Genomic DNA, 12,648 nt, shown 5'->3' with positions numbered 1-12,648 from the left:
ATGATGCTGCGCTGCTGCATGGTGCCCATCGTGCCATGCCGGCAGCACCGAGGACAGCGGTCTCGCGATCCGGGCCTCAGCGAGACGACGTGTACGACGCGAACGGCTGTCCCTGCGCCGGCGACCAGGCGGTGCCCGCACTGGCCGCGCGCAGGCCGAGCCCGGCCGCCAGGACCAGGAGCGCGACCATCGCGACCGACCAGGCGCCCTGGCTGCGGGCGAGCGGGTGGACGACCCGCGAGACCGGCCGACGCACCCGGCTCCCGCCCGGACCCCACCACAGCGAGATCGCGAGCACCAGCCCCATCACGAACAGCATCGGCTGCACGCTCGCGGCCAGTGCGTAGCCGACCAGCGCCGCCGAGACGGCCAGCCCGGCGCTCCAGGACAGCAGCATCAGGGTGCCGCCGACCGACTGCACGAGATGCCACGGTGCACCGAGCAGCACCTGCGGGCCGTCGTACCACCTCCGGCCGCGGCGCAGCCGTCGGTCGCCCGCCGCGCTGGCCGCGAGCGAGCCGCTGCGCAGCAGCCAGACGACCAGGCAGACGAGCGCGGCCACGATCCACGGGGCCAGGCTCAGCCCCGCGCCCAGGGCCACCGCGGCGCCGCACAGCAGCGTCGCGCGCCGCACGCGCTCGCCGAACGCCACCTGCGGTGGCGGCGCGGGCGCCTGCCACTCCTGAGCCCACGGCTGGGGGTCGACCCGGGGCTCCTGTGCGAGCACCCGGGTCGGCCTGGGCTCCTCGCGCTCGACCGCGGTCGGCGCCTTGGCGGCCTGCGCCCCGGCGAGCGCCAGCGGGATCGTGAAGATGTCCTCCGGACCCGTCGGCACCGGCGGTACGGCGGTCCGCGGTCCCGTCGTCTGCGGGCGCAGCCACCCCAGGATCGCGTCCAGGTCCGGGCGCCGCTCGGGCTCGGGGTCCAACGCGGCCTCGACCAGCTGGCGCAGCGCGTAGGGCAGGCCGGTCAGGTCGTGCTGGCCCCGGCGGACCCGGTCCATGATCGCCATGCTCGGCCCGCGCCCGAAGGGCGGGTTGCCGGTGCCGGCGTAGGCGACGGTGGCCGCCCAGGAGTGGATGTCCGAGGCGGCGGTGGCGTCGTCGCCGTACAGGATCTCGGGGGCGAGGTAGCCCGGGGTGCCCAGGAGCCAGCCGGTGTGGGTGAGCTTCGGGTCGTCGGCGACGCGGGCCAGCCCGAAGTCGATCAGGATCGGCGTACGGCCCTCCATCAGCACGTTGGAGGGCTTGATGTCACGGTGCAGGACGCCGACCTCGTGCACCGAGGCGAGGCCCTCGGCCAGGCATCCGGCGAACCAGATCAGGTTGGGCCCCTCGATCGGGCCCTCCTCCACGACGTGGTCGTGCAGCGACAGGCCCGGCACGTAACGGGTCGCGACGTAGGGCACCGGCGCCCACGGGTCGGCGTCGACGATCTCGGACACCCAGCGGCTGCGGATGCGCTGCAGCGAGTTGACCTCGCGGGCGAAGCGGGCCCGCGCCTCGTCGTCGCCGACGATGTGCGGGCGCAGCACCTTGAGCGCGACCCGGGCGCCGCCGTCCTGGCGGGCCAGGTGGACGACGCCCATGCCGCCCTCGCCGATCTTGGACAGCAGCGTGTAGGGCCCGACCCGGTCGCGGCTGGGCGCGCCGGCGCGCGGAAGCGGGGTCACCGGAAGCTCGGACACAGGAACGAATCTACCTGTGTCGCCCGGCACCCCGCCGCCGCGACAGGCCGCGCTAGCCGGCGGCCTGCACAGCCGGGACCAGCGCGTCGACGAACGCGTCGAGGCCCCAGGTGAGCGAGAGCGCGGTCGGCGGCGAGACCGACGAGACGACGTCCTCGCCGACGACGGTGGCCACGCGGTCCTCCTTGAACTGCGCCATCGCCTGGTACGTCGGGTCCTTCTCGATCGTGGTCGCGACATCCTCGTTCGCGGCGTACGACAGGAGCACGTCGGAGGTCAGCTCGTCGACCACCTCGGTGCTGATCGTGTAGTAGAACGTGGACTCCTCGGTGTCGAGCTCGTCGACGCTGGGCGCCAGCTCGAAGCCGAGGTCCTCGAGGAACTCCACGCGCGGGTCGGCGCCGCGGTAGACGTAGAAGGCGCTCGGGTCGATGGCCACGGCGGCGATGGTCTTGCCCTCGAACTCCGGGTGCTCCTCGGCCGCGGCCGCGACCTCGGCGTCGATGTCGGCGAGGACCTCCTCGGCCTTCTCGGACTCGCCCAGGGCCTCACCGACGGTGGTGATGACCTCGCGCCACGGGGTCGCCCAGGGCTGGTCGGGGTAGGCAACCGTGTCGGCGATCTTGGACAGCTTCTCGTAGTCGGCCTCGGTGATGCCGGAGTAGTTGGCCAGGATGAGGTCGGGCTCGGCGGCGAGGATCTCCTCGAACGGCGGGGACTCGCCCGGCGTCAGGGTCGTGGGCTTGTCGTCGCCGGACTCGGCGAACGCCTCCTCCTGCCAGGGCATGAAGCCCTCCTCGTTGGCGCCGTAGGCCAGCTTCTCCATGGCCACCGGCGTGACGCCGATGGCGAGCGCGGCGTCGGCGGTGCCCCAACCCCAGGTCACGACGCGCTCGGGGCGCTCGTCGATCTCGGTCTCGCCGAAGGCGTGCTCGATGGTGACCGGCTCGAAGGCGCCACTCTCGGAGGTCCCGTCGTCCTGGGAGTCCTCGGACTCCGAGCCGCAGGCGGCCAGGGGCAGCGCGAGGAGCGCCGCGGCGAGCGGCGCGACGATGCGCGAGACGGTACGGCGGGGGCGGTCCGGGAGACGGCTCACGTCACTCCTCAGAGAGTCGGGGTTAGGTCAGCCACACCTTACTTGATGTCCGCGCGTCGTCCGAAGCCCTTCCAGCGTCCGATAGGGACGACCATCGGCGAGCCGGTCACGGGGTCGGCCAGCACCCGTGACTCGAGCCCGAACGCGTCGCGGACGCAGTCGGCGTCGAGCACCTCCGCGGGCGCACCGCACCGCAGGATCCGGCCCCCCTTCATCACCACGAGCTGGGAGGCGTAGCGGGCGGCGAGGTTGAGGTCGTGCAGCACCATGACGACCGTCGTGCCGCGCTCGGCGTTGAGCTCGGCGAGGAGGTCGAGGACCTCGACCTGGTGGGCGATGTCCAGGTACGTCGTCGGCTCGTCGAGCAGCATGGTCCCGGGATCCTGGGCCAGCATCATCGCGATCCAGACCCGCTGCCGCTGACCTCCGGAGAGCTCGTCGACGCGCCGCTCGGCGAGCTCGTGAGTGTCGGTGAGCGCGAGCGCGTGCGAGACCGCCTCGGCGTCGTCGGCGCTCCAGCGACGGAAGGCACCTTGGTGCGGGTGGCGCCCGCGCCCGACGAGGTCGGCGACGGTGATGCCGTCGGGTGCCGAGGGCTGCTGCGGCAGCAGGCCGAGACGGGTCGCGACGTCGCGCGGGCGGATCCGGCGCAGGTCCGTCCCGTCCAGCTCTACGCGGCCCCGGGTGGGGCGCATGATCCGGCCCAGGCCGCGCAGCAGCGTGGACTTGCCGCACCCGTTGGCGCCGACGATCGCCGTGATCTCGCCCGACGGGACGGTGAAGTCCACGCCGTGCACGACGGTGCGCCGGTCGTAGGCGAGGTGCACGTCGTGGGCGACCAGGCTCATGGGCTGCTCCTTCACGAGCTGCGGGTGCGTCCGGCCACCATCAGCCAGATCAGGTAGGGGCCGCCCACGGCGCCGGTGACGACGCCGACGGGCACGGACAGGTCGATGGGCAGGACGGCGGGCAGCAGGTGCTGGGCGGCGACGTCGGCGCCGACCACGAGCACCACCCCGACCAGGGCCGACTGCAGCAGGGCCAGCGAGCCGTCGCCGAGCAGCCGCCGGGCCACGGGGGCGGCGACCAGCGCGACGAACGCGACCGGGCCCGCGGCCGCCGTCGCCGCGCACGCGAGCGCGACGCCGAGGGCGATGACCGCGCCCCGGGCGAGCTCGGGCCGCAGGCCGAGCGCGGCCGCCTGCTCATCGCCCAGCAGCAGCAGGTCGAGGCCGCGGGCCACCAGCGCCACCAGCGGCGTCAGCACCGCCACGGCGAGGGCGAGGGTCGCGACCAGGTCCCAGTCGGCCTGCGCCAGGCTGCCGGTCATCCACAGCAGCGCCGCCTGCGCCTCCCGGACCTCGCTGCGGGTCAGGAGGTAGCCGACGACGCTGGTGCACACGTAGGCCACGCCGATCCCCGACAGCACGAACCGGTGGCCGGTCAGGCCGCCGCGCCACGCCACGGCGTACAGGAGCAGGCCGACGGCGGCGCCCCCGGCGAAGGCCGCGACCGAGACCCACAGGCCGGTGACCCCGCCGAGCAGGAGCGCGGCGACCGCCCCGGCGCTGGCCCCCTGGGAGACGCCGATGACGTCGGGGCTGGCCAGCGGGTTGCGCAGCACGGACTGGAAGAGCGCGCCGGCCAGGCCGAACGCCACGCCGACGAGGATGCCGAGCGTGAGCCGGGGCAGGCGCAGGTCGAAGACCACGAACCGGGCCGGCTCCTCGTCGCTGCCGGCCAGCGCGCCCACGACCTGGGCGGCCGAGAGCCGGAAGTCCCCCAGCATCAGCGCCACCACGGCGAGGGTAGCGGCCACGAGCAGCAGGGCCAGCGTGACGGCGGTCGTGCGGGCCCGGCGCCGCAGCCGGGAGGCGCGCAGGCCCTCGCGTGCCACCGCCTCGGGTGCCGCGAGGCTGCTCACGCGGCCACGCTCCGCGAGCGGCGTACGAGCACCAGCAGGACCGGGGTCCCGACCAGGGCGACGACCAGTCCCGCCTCCAGCTCGCCGGGCACCAGCAGGCGCCCGACGATGTCGGCGACCAGCAGCAGGAGCGGCCCGATCAGGATCGACAGCACGACCAGCCAGCGGTAGTCGGGCCCGACGACGACCCGGGCGACGTGGGGCACGACCAGCCCGACGAAGGCGATCGGCCCGACCAGCGACACGGCCGAGCCGCACAGCAGGACCACGGCGAGCACGACGAGCAGCCGGCCGCGCACGACGTCCTGGCCGAGGCCGCGCGCCACGTCGTCGCCCAGGGCCAGCGCGTTGAGGACCCGGCCGGCGGCCAGCGCCAGCAGCAGGCCCACGCCGACGAACGGCAGCACCGAGGCGAGGGCGTCCAGCGACCGGTTCGCGAGCGAGCCGACCTGCCAGAAGCGGTACTCCTGGAGCGTGTGGCGATCGGTCAGCAGCACCAGGGTGATGAGCGAGGTCGCCGTGGCGGTGACGGCGGCGCCGACCAGGGCCAGCTTGACCGGGGTGACGCCCTCCCAGCCGACCGACGCCGCGCCGTACACGATCACCGCCGCGACGGCGGCGCCGAGGAACGCGAACCACACGTAGCCGTCCACGGAGGTCACGTGGAAGCCGGCGATGGCGACGATGACCGCCAGCGACGCCCCCGAGTTGAGCCCGAGCAGGCCGGGGTCGGCGATGGGGTTGCGCGTCACGCCCTGCATGAGCGCACCCGCCGCGCCGAGCGCGGCGCCGCCCACGAGCCCGATCAGCGTGCGGGGCACGCGCTCGGTGCGCACCACCCCGTGGTCGTTGTCCCCCGCCACCGGCGAGACGAGCGCGTCCCAGACCTGGCCGGCGGGGATGTCGCGCACCCCCCACATCAGGCTGGCCAGGGCCACGACGGCCAGCAGCAGGAGCAGGACGGCGACCGCGAGCAGGCCGCGAGCGGCGGTGCGCGGGCGCCCGGACGCGGCGGGCGGGCGCGGGGGGACGAGCACGGACACGGTCGCCTCCTCGTCTCGCCCCTCTAGTTAGGCAAGGGTAACCACCGCAGCCGCGGCGACCTCGCGCGGTTGTCATATCAGCGACGCCTGATAGGTTGGGTGACATGAACCTCACTCCCGCCGACCACCTGGGCGCGGTCGAGCGTGCGCTCACGACGATCACCCGCGAGGGCCGGGAGCTGCGGCTGCTCACGGTCACGCGCACCTACGACGCGAGCCTGGACGACGTCTGGGACGCGCTCACCACGCGCGAGCGGATCGCGCACTGGATGATGCCCGTGTCCGGCGACCTCGACGTCGGCGGCCGCTACCAGCTCGAGGGCAACGCCGGCGGTGAGGTGCTCGAGTGCGTCCCGCCCGAGCGGCTCGCGCTGACCTGGGAGTACGACGGCCAGGTGAGCTGGGTCGACCTGAGCCTGCGCCCGACCGAGAGCGGCACGCTGCTGCAGCTGGACCACTCGGCCCCGGTGTCGCCCGAGATGTGGGACCAGTTCGGCCCCGGAGCAGTCGGCGTCGGCTGGGAGATGGCGCTCATGGGTCTGGCCGAGCACCTCGCCGCGCCGGACGCCGAGCGCCCGCCGCGCGAGACGGTGCCCGACCTGAGCGAGTACCTGCGAGGCTCCAGCGCCGCCCGGGGCGAGGTCGACATCAGCGCCGGCGCCGACCCCGAGACCGCCCGCGCGGCCGCCCGCCGTACCGCCGAGGCATACACGGGCGCACCCGAGGACTGAGGTGCACGCCCTCGACGTCCTCGGAGACCCCGTCCGCCGCCGCATCCTCGAGCTGCTCGCGGAAGGCGAGCGGTCGGCGGGGGCGGTGGTCGAGGTGATCTCGGCGGAGTTCGGGATCGGGCAGCCGGCGGTGTCGATGCAGCTCAAGGTGCTGCGCGAGCACGGCTTCACCGACGTGCGCGCCGAGGGGCGCCGCCGCATCTACGCCGTCGCCGCCGGCCCCCTGGCCGAGGTCGACGCCTGGCTCGCGCCGTTCCGCGCCTTCTGGGAGCAGCGCCTCGACGCTCTCGACACCGAGCTCCGCCGCGGGCGCCGTGCGAACCGCTGACCGTCAGAAAGTCTCTGACGGGTCAGCGGTCGGTGCTACAGGCCCAGGCCGAGCTGGGACAGGATCCGGTTGAGGAGCAGGACCAGCCTCCCCAGCAGACCGTTGAGGCCACCGTCGAGCAGTCCCGTCACCGCGCACAGCAGGTTGCCGAGCAGGTTGCCGGCCCCCGTCGCCGCGATGATGGTGAGGACGACCCGGTCCAGGTGGACGCGCAGACCGAGCAGGTCCAGGTCGAGCGGCCCGAGGACCAGGTCCAGGATGTCGCAGGTCGCCCGGGCGTTGACGCTCTTGCCCGCCTTGACCGGCGCTCCGCCGATGGACTTGACCCGCATGGTGCGCATGGCCGCGAACGTCCTTGTGGACCCGTCGGCATTGTGGACGACGCCTTGGATCAGGCCGCGCACGAACACCTTGCCGTCACGCTTGACGAAGCGCATCGGCACGAAGTCGCCCGTGACCCGCCGACCGTTGCCGGTGGTGCCGACGACGCGCGAGCGGAGCTTGCCCTGGGGGGTGGAGGCGACGGTCGACCTGTCGGAGGCGGCGGCGCCGGACGGAGCCGCAGAGGCGGACGCCCCTGAAGCGAGAGCCAGGGTGAGGCTCATGGTGAGGGCGACGAGGATCGCCACCCCCGCGGTCGGAATGCCGGTTCGACTGTGTTGCACCTTCATGTGGGTTCCCTCCCGAGTCGAGGCCAGGCCCTGGAGTACCCAACCGCACGGCGACGCCGTACGGCTCGACAGTAGGCCCGTGTGACCTGAGTCACCTCACCCGGACGGGTCAGTCCGCCTCAGACGATGCGGTGCATCCAGCCGAAGGTGTCCTCGGCGCGGCCGTACTGCACGTCGACCAGCGCCTGACGCACCCGCATGGTCAGGTCGGTGCTGGCCGGAGCGGGCGCCTCTCCCCCGTCCCACTTCAGCGAGCCCACCGGGGTGACGACCGCGGCGGTGCCGCAGGCGAAGATCTCGGTGATCCGGCCGCTGGTGACGCCCTCGCGCCACTCCTCGATCGGGAAGCGGCGCTCCTCGACCTGGTGGCCCAGCTTGCCGGCGAGCTCGATGATGCTGTCGCGGGTGATGCCCTCGAGGATGGTGCCGGTCTCGGGCGTGACGATCCGGCCGTCGTCGTGGACGAAGTAGAGGTTCATCCCGCCGAGCTCCTCGACGTACCTGCCCTCCTGGGCGTCCAGGAATACCACCTGGTCACAGCCCTGGTCCGTCGCCTCCTGCTGCGCGACCAGCGAGCTCGCGTAGTTGCCGCCGGTCTTGGCCGCACCCATGCCGCCGCGACCGGCGCGCGTGTAGTCCTCGGTCAGCCACAGCGTCACCGGCTTGACGCCGCCCTTGAAGTAGGAGCCCGCCGGGCTGGCGATCACCAGGAACGTGACGTGCTGCGCGGGGCGCACGCCGAGGAACACCTCGGTGGCGATCATGAACGGGCGCAGGTAGAGGCTCTTCTCCCCCTCCGGGTCCGGGACCCAGCGCTGGTCGACCTCCACGAGCGCGTCCACGGCCTGCACGAAGTCGGCGACCGGCAGCTCGGGCAGCGCCAGCCGCTGGCTCGAGCGCACCATGCGGGCGGCGTTCTCCTCGGGCCGGAAGGACCACACGGAGCCGTCGTCGTGGCGGTAGGCCTTCATCCCCTCGAAGGTCTCCTGCGCGTAGTGCAGGACCGCGGTCGCGGGGTCCAGCGAGAGCGGGCCGTAGGGCTCGATCCGCGCGTGGTGCCAGCCGGCGTCCGGCGTCCACTCCACCAGGAACATGTGGTCGGTGAAGTGGGTGCCGAAGCCGGGGTTGGCCAGGATCTCCGCGAGCCGGGCCTCATCGACGGGGGTGGTGCTGGTGGTGGTGCTGATCTGCATGGATCTCACGGTATCCGACCCTTCGGGTCTGGTGGACGGGTGCGGGCGGCGTCAGCCGCCTACTCGCGACGCGATGGCGTCCCCGACCTCGGAGGTACGGCGCACGGTGCCGGGCGTGCGGTCGGCCAGGTCGGCGATGACCGCCGCCTCGACGACCGCGGCGGCCTCGGCGTGCCCGAGGTGGTCCAGCAGCAGCGACACCGAGAGGATCGCGGCGGTGGGGTCGGCCTTCTGCTGGCCCGCGATGTCCGGCGCGGAGCCGTGGACCGGCTCGAACATCGACGGCGCGGTCCGGTCGGGGTTGACGTTGCCGGACGCGGCCAGGCCGATGCCGCCGGTGATGGCGGCGGCGAGGTCGGTGATGATGTCGCCGAAGAGGTTGTCGGTGACGATCACGTCGAAGCGCGACGGGTCGGTGGTCATGAAGATCATGGCCGCGTCGATGTGCATGTAGTCGACGCTCACCTCCGGGAACTCGCGGGCGACCTCCTGGGTCAGGCGCCACCACACGGAGCCGGCGTTGACGAGCACGTTGGTCTTGTGGAGCAGGGTGAGCTTCTGGCGAGGACGCCGCTGGGCGCGCGCGAAGGCGTCGCGCACGACCCGCTCCACTCCGAATGCGGTGTTGACCGAGACCTCGGTGGCGATCTCGTGCGGCGTACCGACCCGCAGGGCCCCGCCGTTGCCCGTGTAAGGGCCCTCGGTGCCCTCGCGGACCACGACGAAGTCGACGTCACCCGGGTTGGCGAGGGGTGAGGCCACGCCCGGGAAGATGCGCGAGGGGCGCAGGTTGACGTAGTGGTCGAGCTCGAAGCGCAGTCGCAGCAGCAGCCCGCGCTCGAGGATGCCCGGCGGGAGGTTCGGGTCGTTGGGCTTGCCGCCGACCGCGCCGAGGAGGATGGCGTCGTGCTCGCGGATCTCGCCGAGCACGGAGTCGGGCAGCACCTCGCCGGTCGCGAGGTAGCGCTCCGCCCCGAGGTCGTAGCGGGTGGGCTCGAACTTCACACCCGCGGGCGCGGCCACCTCGAGGACCTTGAGCGCCTCGGCGGTGACCTCCTGGCCGATCCCGTCGCCGGGGATCACGGCGAGCTTGAGGGTGCCGGAAGAGGTCGAGTCAGTGGTCGTCATGGCGCAGAGGCTAGTTGTCGTCGGGGCGCTGACCGCCATTGTCTCGCAGGTCAAGCGAGGCCTGGACCGCCTCGTGGCTGCGCGGGTTGTCAGGGTGGTGCTGGGCCGGGCCCCACTCGGGGTACATGTCGTACATGTCGCTGCTCCTGGTTCTGGATCGGTCGGGACGGAGGGTCAGACGGACCGTCTGCGCTCCGCCGCAGGAGAGGCGGGACCCACGGATCGCGTGGGAGATGCGTGACCGAGCAGGATGCGGATCGCGCGAACGCTGATCGGGATCCTGCGGCGGAGCGAGAGACGAGGGAAGAGACCGCACAACGCCGCTCACCGCGGCGAGGTGGCCTCTATGTGCAGTGGATTACTGCTTGGCCTCGCCGCGGCGCTCGATGAGTACGAAGACGCTCCGCATGGTGGGACCACCCTAGAGCCCGTGTGACGGCGCGGCCACCGGTAAGCCGAAACTGGTCACATTCCGAGACGGACGTCCCATGATGAAAGACTCGACCCATGAGCGCCCCGCCCGACCTCCCCGACGTGGTGAGCCGTGCCTTCGCGGGCGCCCGCAAAGCCGGCTACGTCTCCTTCTGCCGCAACGAGACCGGGCGGCTGCTGGCGATGCTGGCGGCCACCCGCAGCGGCACGATGGCCGAGTTCGGCACCGGCTGCGGCGTCGGCACCGCCTGGTTGCGCTCCGGCCTGCGTGGTGAGGCCCACATCGTGACCGCCGAGCTCGACGCCAAGCTCGCCAAGGCCGCGGCCGCGATCTTCGAGGACGACCCCCAGGTGGAGGTGCTGGAGGCCGACTGGTCGACGCTGCTCGACAGGGGTCCCTTCTCGCTGCTCTTCCTCGACGCGGGACAGCCCAACGAGGTCGGCGTCGACGCCGTCGCCGACCTGGTCGCCGACGGCGGCATCGTGGTCCTCGACGACTTCGTCCCCTGCGAGATGTGGCCGCCCATCACCGGCGGCCGCGTCGACACCCTGCGGGAGCGCTGGCTGACCGACGAGCGCTTCACCGCTGTCGAGGTCATGGTGGCCCCCGACGCCAGCACGATCGTCGCCACCAAGCGCTAGGAAGAACTCAGCCTTCCATCCACCCTGAGCGGAGGGCGGAACGGGGCTGTCGGGTGGGCGCCTGCTCACCACCGCAAGCGCGAAGACGGGGCTGGGGGCTGGATCCTGGACTACACAACGACCGTCCCGGCGACGGTGGGTCGGTGATCATCGCCAGACGGAGCTACTTGCAGGTGTCCCGGGGCGGGTGTCGAGGACGTTCTTCTGCAGCAGGCAGAAGAAGCCCTCCTGCTGGCGCTTTCGCCGGGCTCCGCAGGAGCCGACCAGGCCGTTGTCGGCGAGGAGTCGCTGGGTGCGCTTGGCCGGTCAAACCCGGTCGGTTGTGCGACCGCGGGTGCAATACCGGCTTGTTGGAGCCGTCCGCTGGAGCTGCCGGTCGAACGGGGGGATGCTCCCAGCGTTCGTCCATTACCGCTGCCGACAGCTTGCGAAGCACCGGCGCGGCAGCCGCCTCGGTGGGCAGCTACCACTGGGCAATCTCGACCAAGAAACACGGCCTCAAACGTGAAGCTGGAGCCTCGGGCTACCGGGCGATCTCAACTTCGGCGAATCGCCCGATCTGCTGCTGGCTGTCGACGACCCATTCAACACCTGCATGACGGGGGCGCTGCGACTGTCAGTTGAATCCGCCTATAGCCCTCGGGCGCCGTGCGAGGACCGAGAACGCCGCCGCGACCGGCACCCTGATCGGGGCACCGGCCGCGGCCGTCTCACACACGAGCAGGAGGATTGTGTTCCTGGCAGGTTCGCCTGGAACAGGTAAGCAGCAACCCTGCGGAGGACTTGGACACCTGCGCTAGTCCGTCAACGATGCGCCATGTAACGGCGGGCTGAGTCGGCGAGGCTGGTTGGTACATAGTACCCGGAGGGATCCTTGATCTCAGCAAGGTGATTCGCGACGTCGTTGATCGTGACGTCTTCGGGCCTGTCCGGCAGGTATCCTTCGGTCATTCCGACGAACATGTGGGCAAATCGCCCGCCGCCTGCGATGTAGACTTCGCCGCTCACGTTGCAGTCTTGATGCGCAAGGTAGCCGACCATGGGGGCGACCAGTTCGGGTTCCATTCCGACAGGCGCGGACGCCGACCGCTGCTCCCTCAGTTCATTAAGTCCCTTCGAGGGGCTACCAGTCGCCATCCGGGTCAAGGCATTGGGAGCGATCACATTGACCTTGATATCGAGGTCTTTGGCCGAGGCGCTCATGCTCCGCGCCATTCCAATCATGGCGGATTTCGCGGTGGCGTAGCCCAAGTTGTCCACGGACCCGAACATGGCGATTGATGAAGTGTTCACCACTCGTCCGTAGCCCTGGCTGACCAGGTGGGGCCATGCCGCCCTGATGGTGTTGAACGCGCCCTTGACGTGCACGGCAAGGATGCGCTCGATGTTGTCGATGTCGACGTCGGGAAGGCCCATCGGCCTGGTAATCCCGGCATTGTTGATGACAATATCTACTCGCCCATAGGTCGCGATGGCAAGCTCGATGGGGTTTCGTCCCCCGGCCTCGGTAGAGACGTCGCTAGCGTCGGCGACGGCCTCGCCGCCGGCTTCCTCGATCTCCTTCGCAACAGCTCGCGCGGGGTCGACATCACCACCGATTCCGTCGATGCTTCCCCCAAAGTCATTCACCACGACCTTGGCGCCGAGGCGGCCGAGAAGGTGGGCGTAGGAGCGTCCCAGTCCTCGCCCGGCTCCGGTGACTACGGCGACGCGGTCGTCGAAGCGGTACTTCTCGCTCCCCGTCACTTGACTGTGAAGCCGTCGATGAAGCCC

At 71.7% G+C, this 12,648-nt stretch carries 13 protein-coding genes; 3 read left to right on the top strand and 10 right to left on the bottom strand.

Annotation, left to right across the window (positions count from 1 at the left end; all coding sequences use genetic code 11):
* Positions 1–76: 76 nt before the first annotated feature.
* From LRP67_RS17735 to LRP67_RS17715, 5 genes are read right to left on the bottom strand one after another with little or no spacing between them, the layout of a single operon-like run.
* Positions 77–1,687, bottom strand: coding sequence for a serine/threonine-protein kinase (locus LRP67_RS17735; RefSeq protein WP_231271490.1), 1,611 nt, complete (start codon positions 1,685–1,687; stop codon positions 77–79).
* Positions 1,688–1,739: 52 nt separating this feature from the next.
* On the bottom strand, positions 1,740–2,783 hold the full coding sequence (locus LRP67_RS17730) for an iron-siderophore ABC transporter substrate-binding protein (RefSeq protein WP_231271489.1): 1,044 nt from the start codon (positions 2,781–2,783) through the stop codon (positions 1,740–1,742).
* 38 nt (positions 2,784–2,821) lie between these two features.
* A complete protein-coding gene (locus LRP67_RS17725) occupies positions 2,822–3,631 on the bottom strand; it encodes an ABC transporter ATP-binding protein (RefSeq protein ID WP_231271488.1) in 810 nt (269 codons plus the stop codon).
* Positions 3,632–3,642: 11 nt separating this feature from the next.
* A complete protein-coding gene (locus LRP67_RS17720) occupies positions 3,643–4,707 on the bottom strand; it encodes an iron chelate uptake ABC transporter family permease subunit (protein ID WP_231271487.1) in 1,065 nt (354 codons plus the stop codon).
* A complete protein-coding gene (locus LRP67_RS17715) occupies positions 4,704–5,750 on the bottom strand; it encodes an iron ABC transporter permease (RefSeq protein ID WP_231271486.1) in 1,047 nt (348 codons plus the stop codon). The genes LRP67_RS17720 and LRP67_RS17715 overlap by 4 nt, the downstream gene beginning before the upstream one ends.
* 104 nt (positions 5,751–5,854) lie before the next feature.
* On the opposite strand from LRP67_RS17715, the gene LRP67_RS17710 reads away from it, so the two are divergent.
* Both LRP67_RS17710 and LRP67_RS17705 read left to right on the top strand, forming a co-directional pair.
* Positions 5,855–6,481: an SRPBCC family protein gene (locus LRP67_RS17710; RefSeq protein WP_231271485.1), complete on the top strand. Its 627-nt coding sequence runs from the start codon at positions 5,855–5,857 to the stop codon at positions 6,479–6,481.
* A gap of 1 nt (position 6,482) precedes the next feature.
* Positions 6,483–6,809, top strand: coding sequence for a helix-turn-helix transcriptional regulator (locus LRP67_RS17705; RefSeq protein WP_231271484.1), 327 nt, complete (start codon positions 6,483–6,485; stop codon positions 6,807–6,809).
* A 35-nt stretch (positions 6,810–6,844) separates the two neighbouring features.
* On the opposite strand, the gene LRP67_RS17700 is transcribed toward LRP67_RS17705, so the two are convergent.
* The 4 genes from LRP67_RS17700 to LRP67_RS21620 form a co-directional block, all read right to left on the bottom strand.
* Complete coding sequence (locus tag LRP67_RS17700) at positions 6,845–7,480, bottom strand: hypothetical protein (protein WP_231271584.1); 636 nt, start codon at positions 7,478–7,480, stop codon at positions 6,845–6,847.
* 119 nt (positions 7,481–7,599) lie between these two features.
* On the bottom strand, positions 7,600–8,673 hold the full coding sequence (locus LRP67_RS17695) for a branched-chain amino acid aminotransferase (RefSeq protein ID WP_231271483.1): 1,074 nt from the start codon (positions 8,671–8,673) through the stop codon (positions 7,600–7,602).
* 51 nt (positions 8,674–8,724) lie between these two features.
* Entirely contained in the window at positions 8,725–9,801 is a 1,077-nt protein-coding gene (locus tag LRP67_RS17690; protein WP_231271482.1) for a 3-isopropylmalate dehydrogenase, read from the bottom strand.
* Positions 9,802–9,811: 10 nt separating this feature from the next.
* Complete coding sequence (locus tag LRP67_RS21620; protein WP_269211758.1) at positions 9,812–9,937, bottom strand: hypothetical protein; 126 nt, start codon at positions 9,935–9,937, stop codon at positions 9,812–9,814.
* Positions 9,938–10,308: 371 nt separating this feature from the next.
* Between LRP67_RS21620 and LRP67_RS17685 the strand changes: the two genes are divergently transcribed.
* On the top strand, positions 10,309–10,875 hold the full coding sequence (locus LRP67_RS17685) for an O-methyltransferase (protein ID WP_231271481.1): 567 nt from the start codon (positions 10,309–10,311) through the stop codon (positions 10,873–10,875).
* A gap of 804 nt (positions 10,876–11,679) precedes the next feature.
* On the opposite strand, the gene LRP67_RS17680 is transcribed toward LRP67_RS17685, so the two are convergent.
* A partial coding sequence (locus LRP67_RS17680; RefSeq protein WP_231271480.1) for an SDR family NAD(P)-dependent oxidoreductase occupies positions 11,680–12,648 on the bottom strand: 969 nt, incomplete at its 5' end.

This window comes from Nocardioides sp. cx-169 (assembly GCF_021083605.1).
Classification (GTDB): domain Bacteria; phylum Actinomycetota; class Actinomycetes; order Propionibacteriales; family Nocardioidaceae; genus Nocardioides.
This window is presented reverse-complemented; position numbering and strand designations above follow the sequence as displayed.

Excerpts from the sequence above, each read along its gene's own strand:
- LRP67_RS17725 (WP_231271488.1), bottom strand. The coding sequence starts at position 3,631 with ATGAGCCTGGTCGCCCACGACGTGCACCTCGCCTACGACCGGCGCACC.
- LRP67_RS17710 (WP_231271485.1), top strand. The coding sequence starts at position 5,855 with ATGAACCTCACTCCCGCCGACCACCTGGGCGCGGTCGAGCGTGCGCTC.
- LRP67_RS17700 (WP_231271584.1), bottom strand. The coding sequence starts at position 7,480 with ATGAAGGTGCAACACAGTCGAACCGGCATTCCGACCGCGGGGGTGGCG.
- LRP67_RS17695 (WP_231271483.1), bottom strand. The coding sequence starts at position 8,673 with ATGCAGATCAGCACCACCACCAGCACCACCCCCGTCGATGAGGCCCGG.
- LRP67_RS17690 (WP_231271482.1), bottom strand. The coding sequence starts at position 9,801 with ATGACGACCACTGACTCGACCTCTTCCGGCACCCTCAAGCTCGCCGTG.
- LRP67_RS21620 (WP_269211758.1), bottom strand. The coding sequence starts at position 9,937 with ATGTACGACATGTACCCCGAGTGGGGCCCGGCCCAGCACCACCCTGAC.
- LRP67_RS17685 (WP_231271481.1), top strand. The coding sequence starts at position 10,309 with ATGAGCGCCCCGCCCGACCTCCCCGACGTGGTGAGCCGTGCCTTCGCG.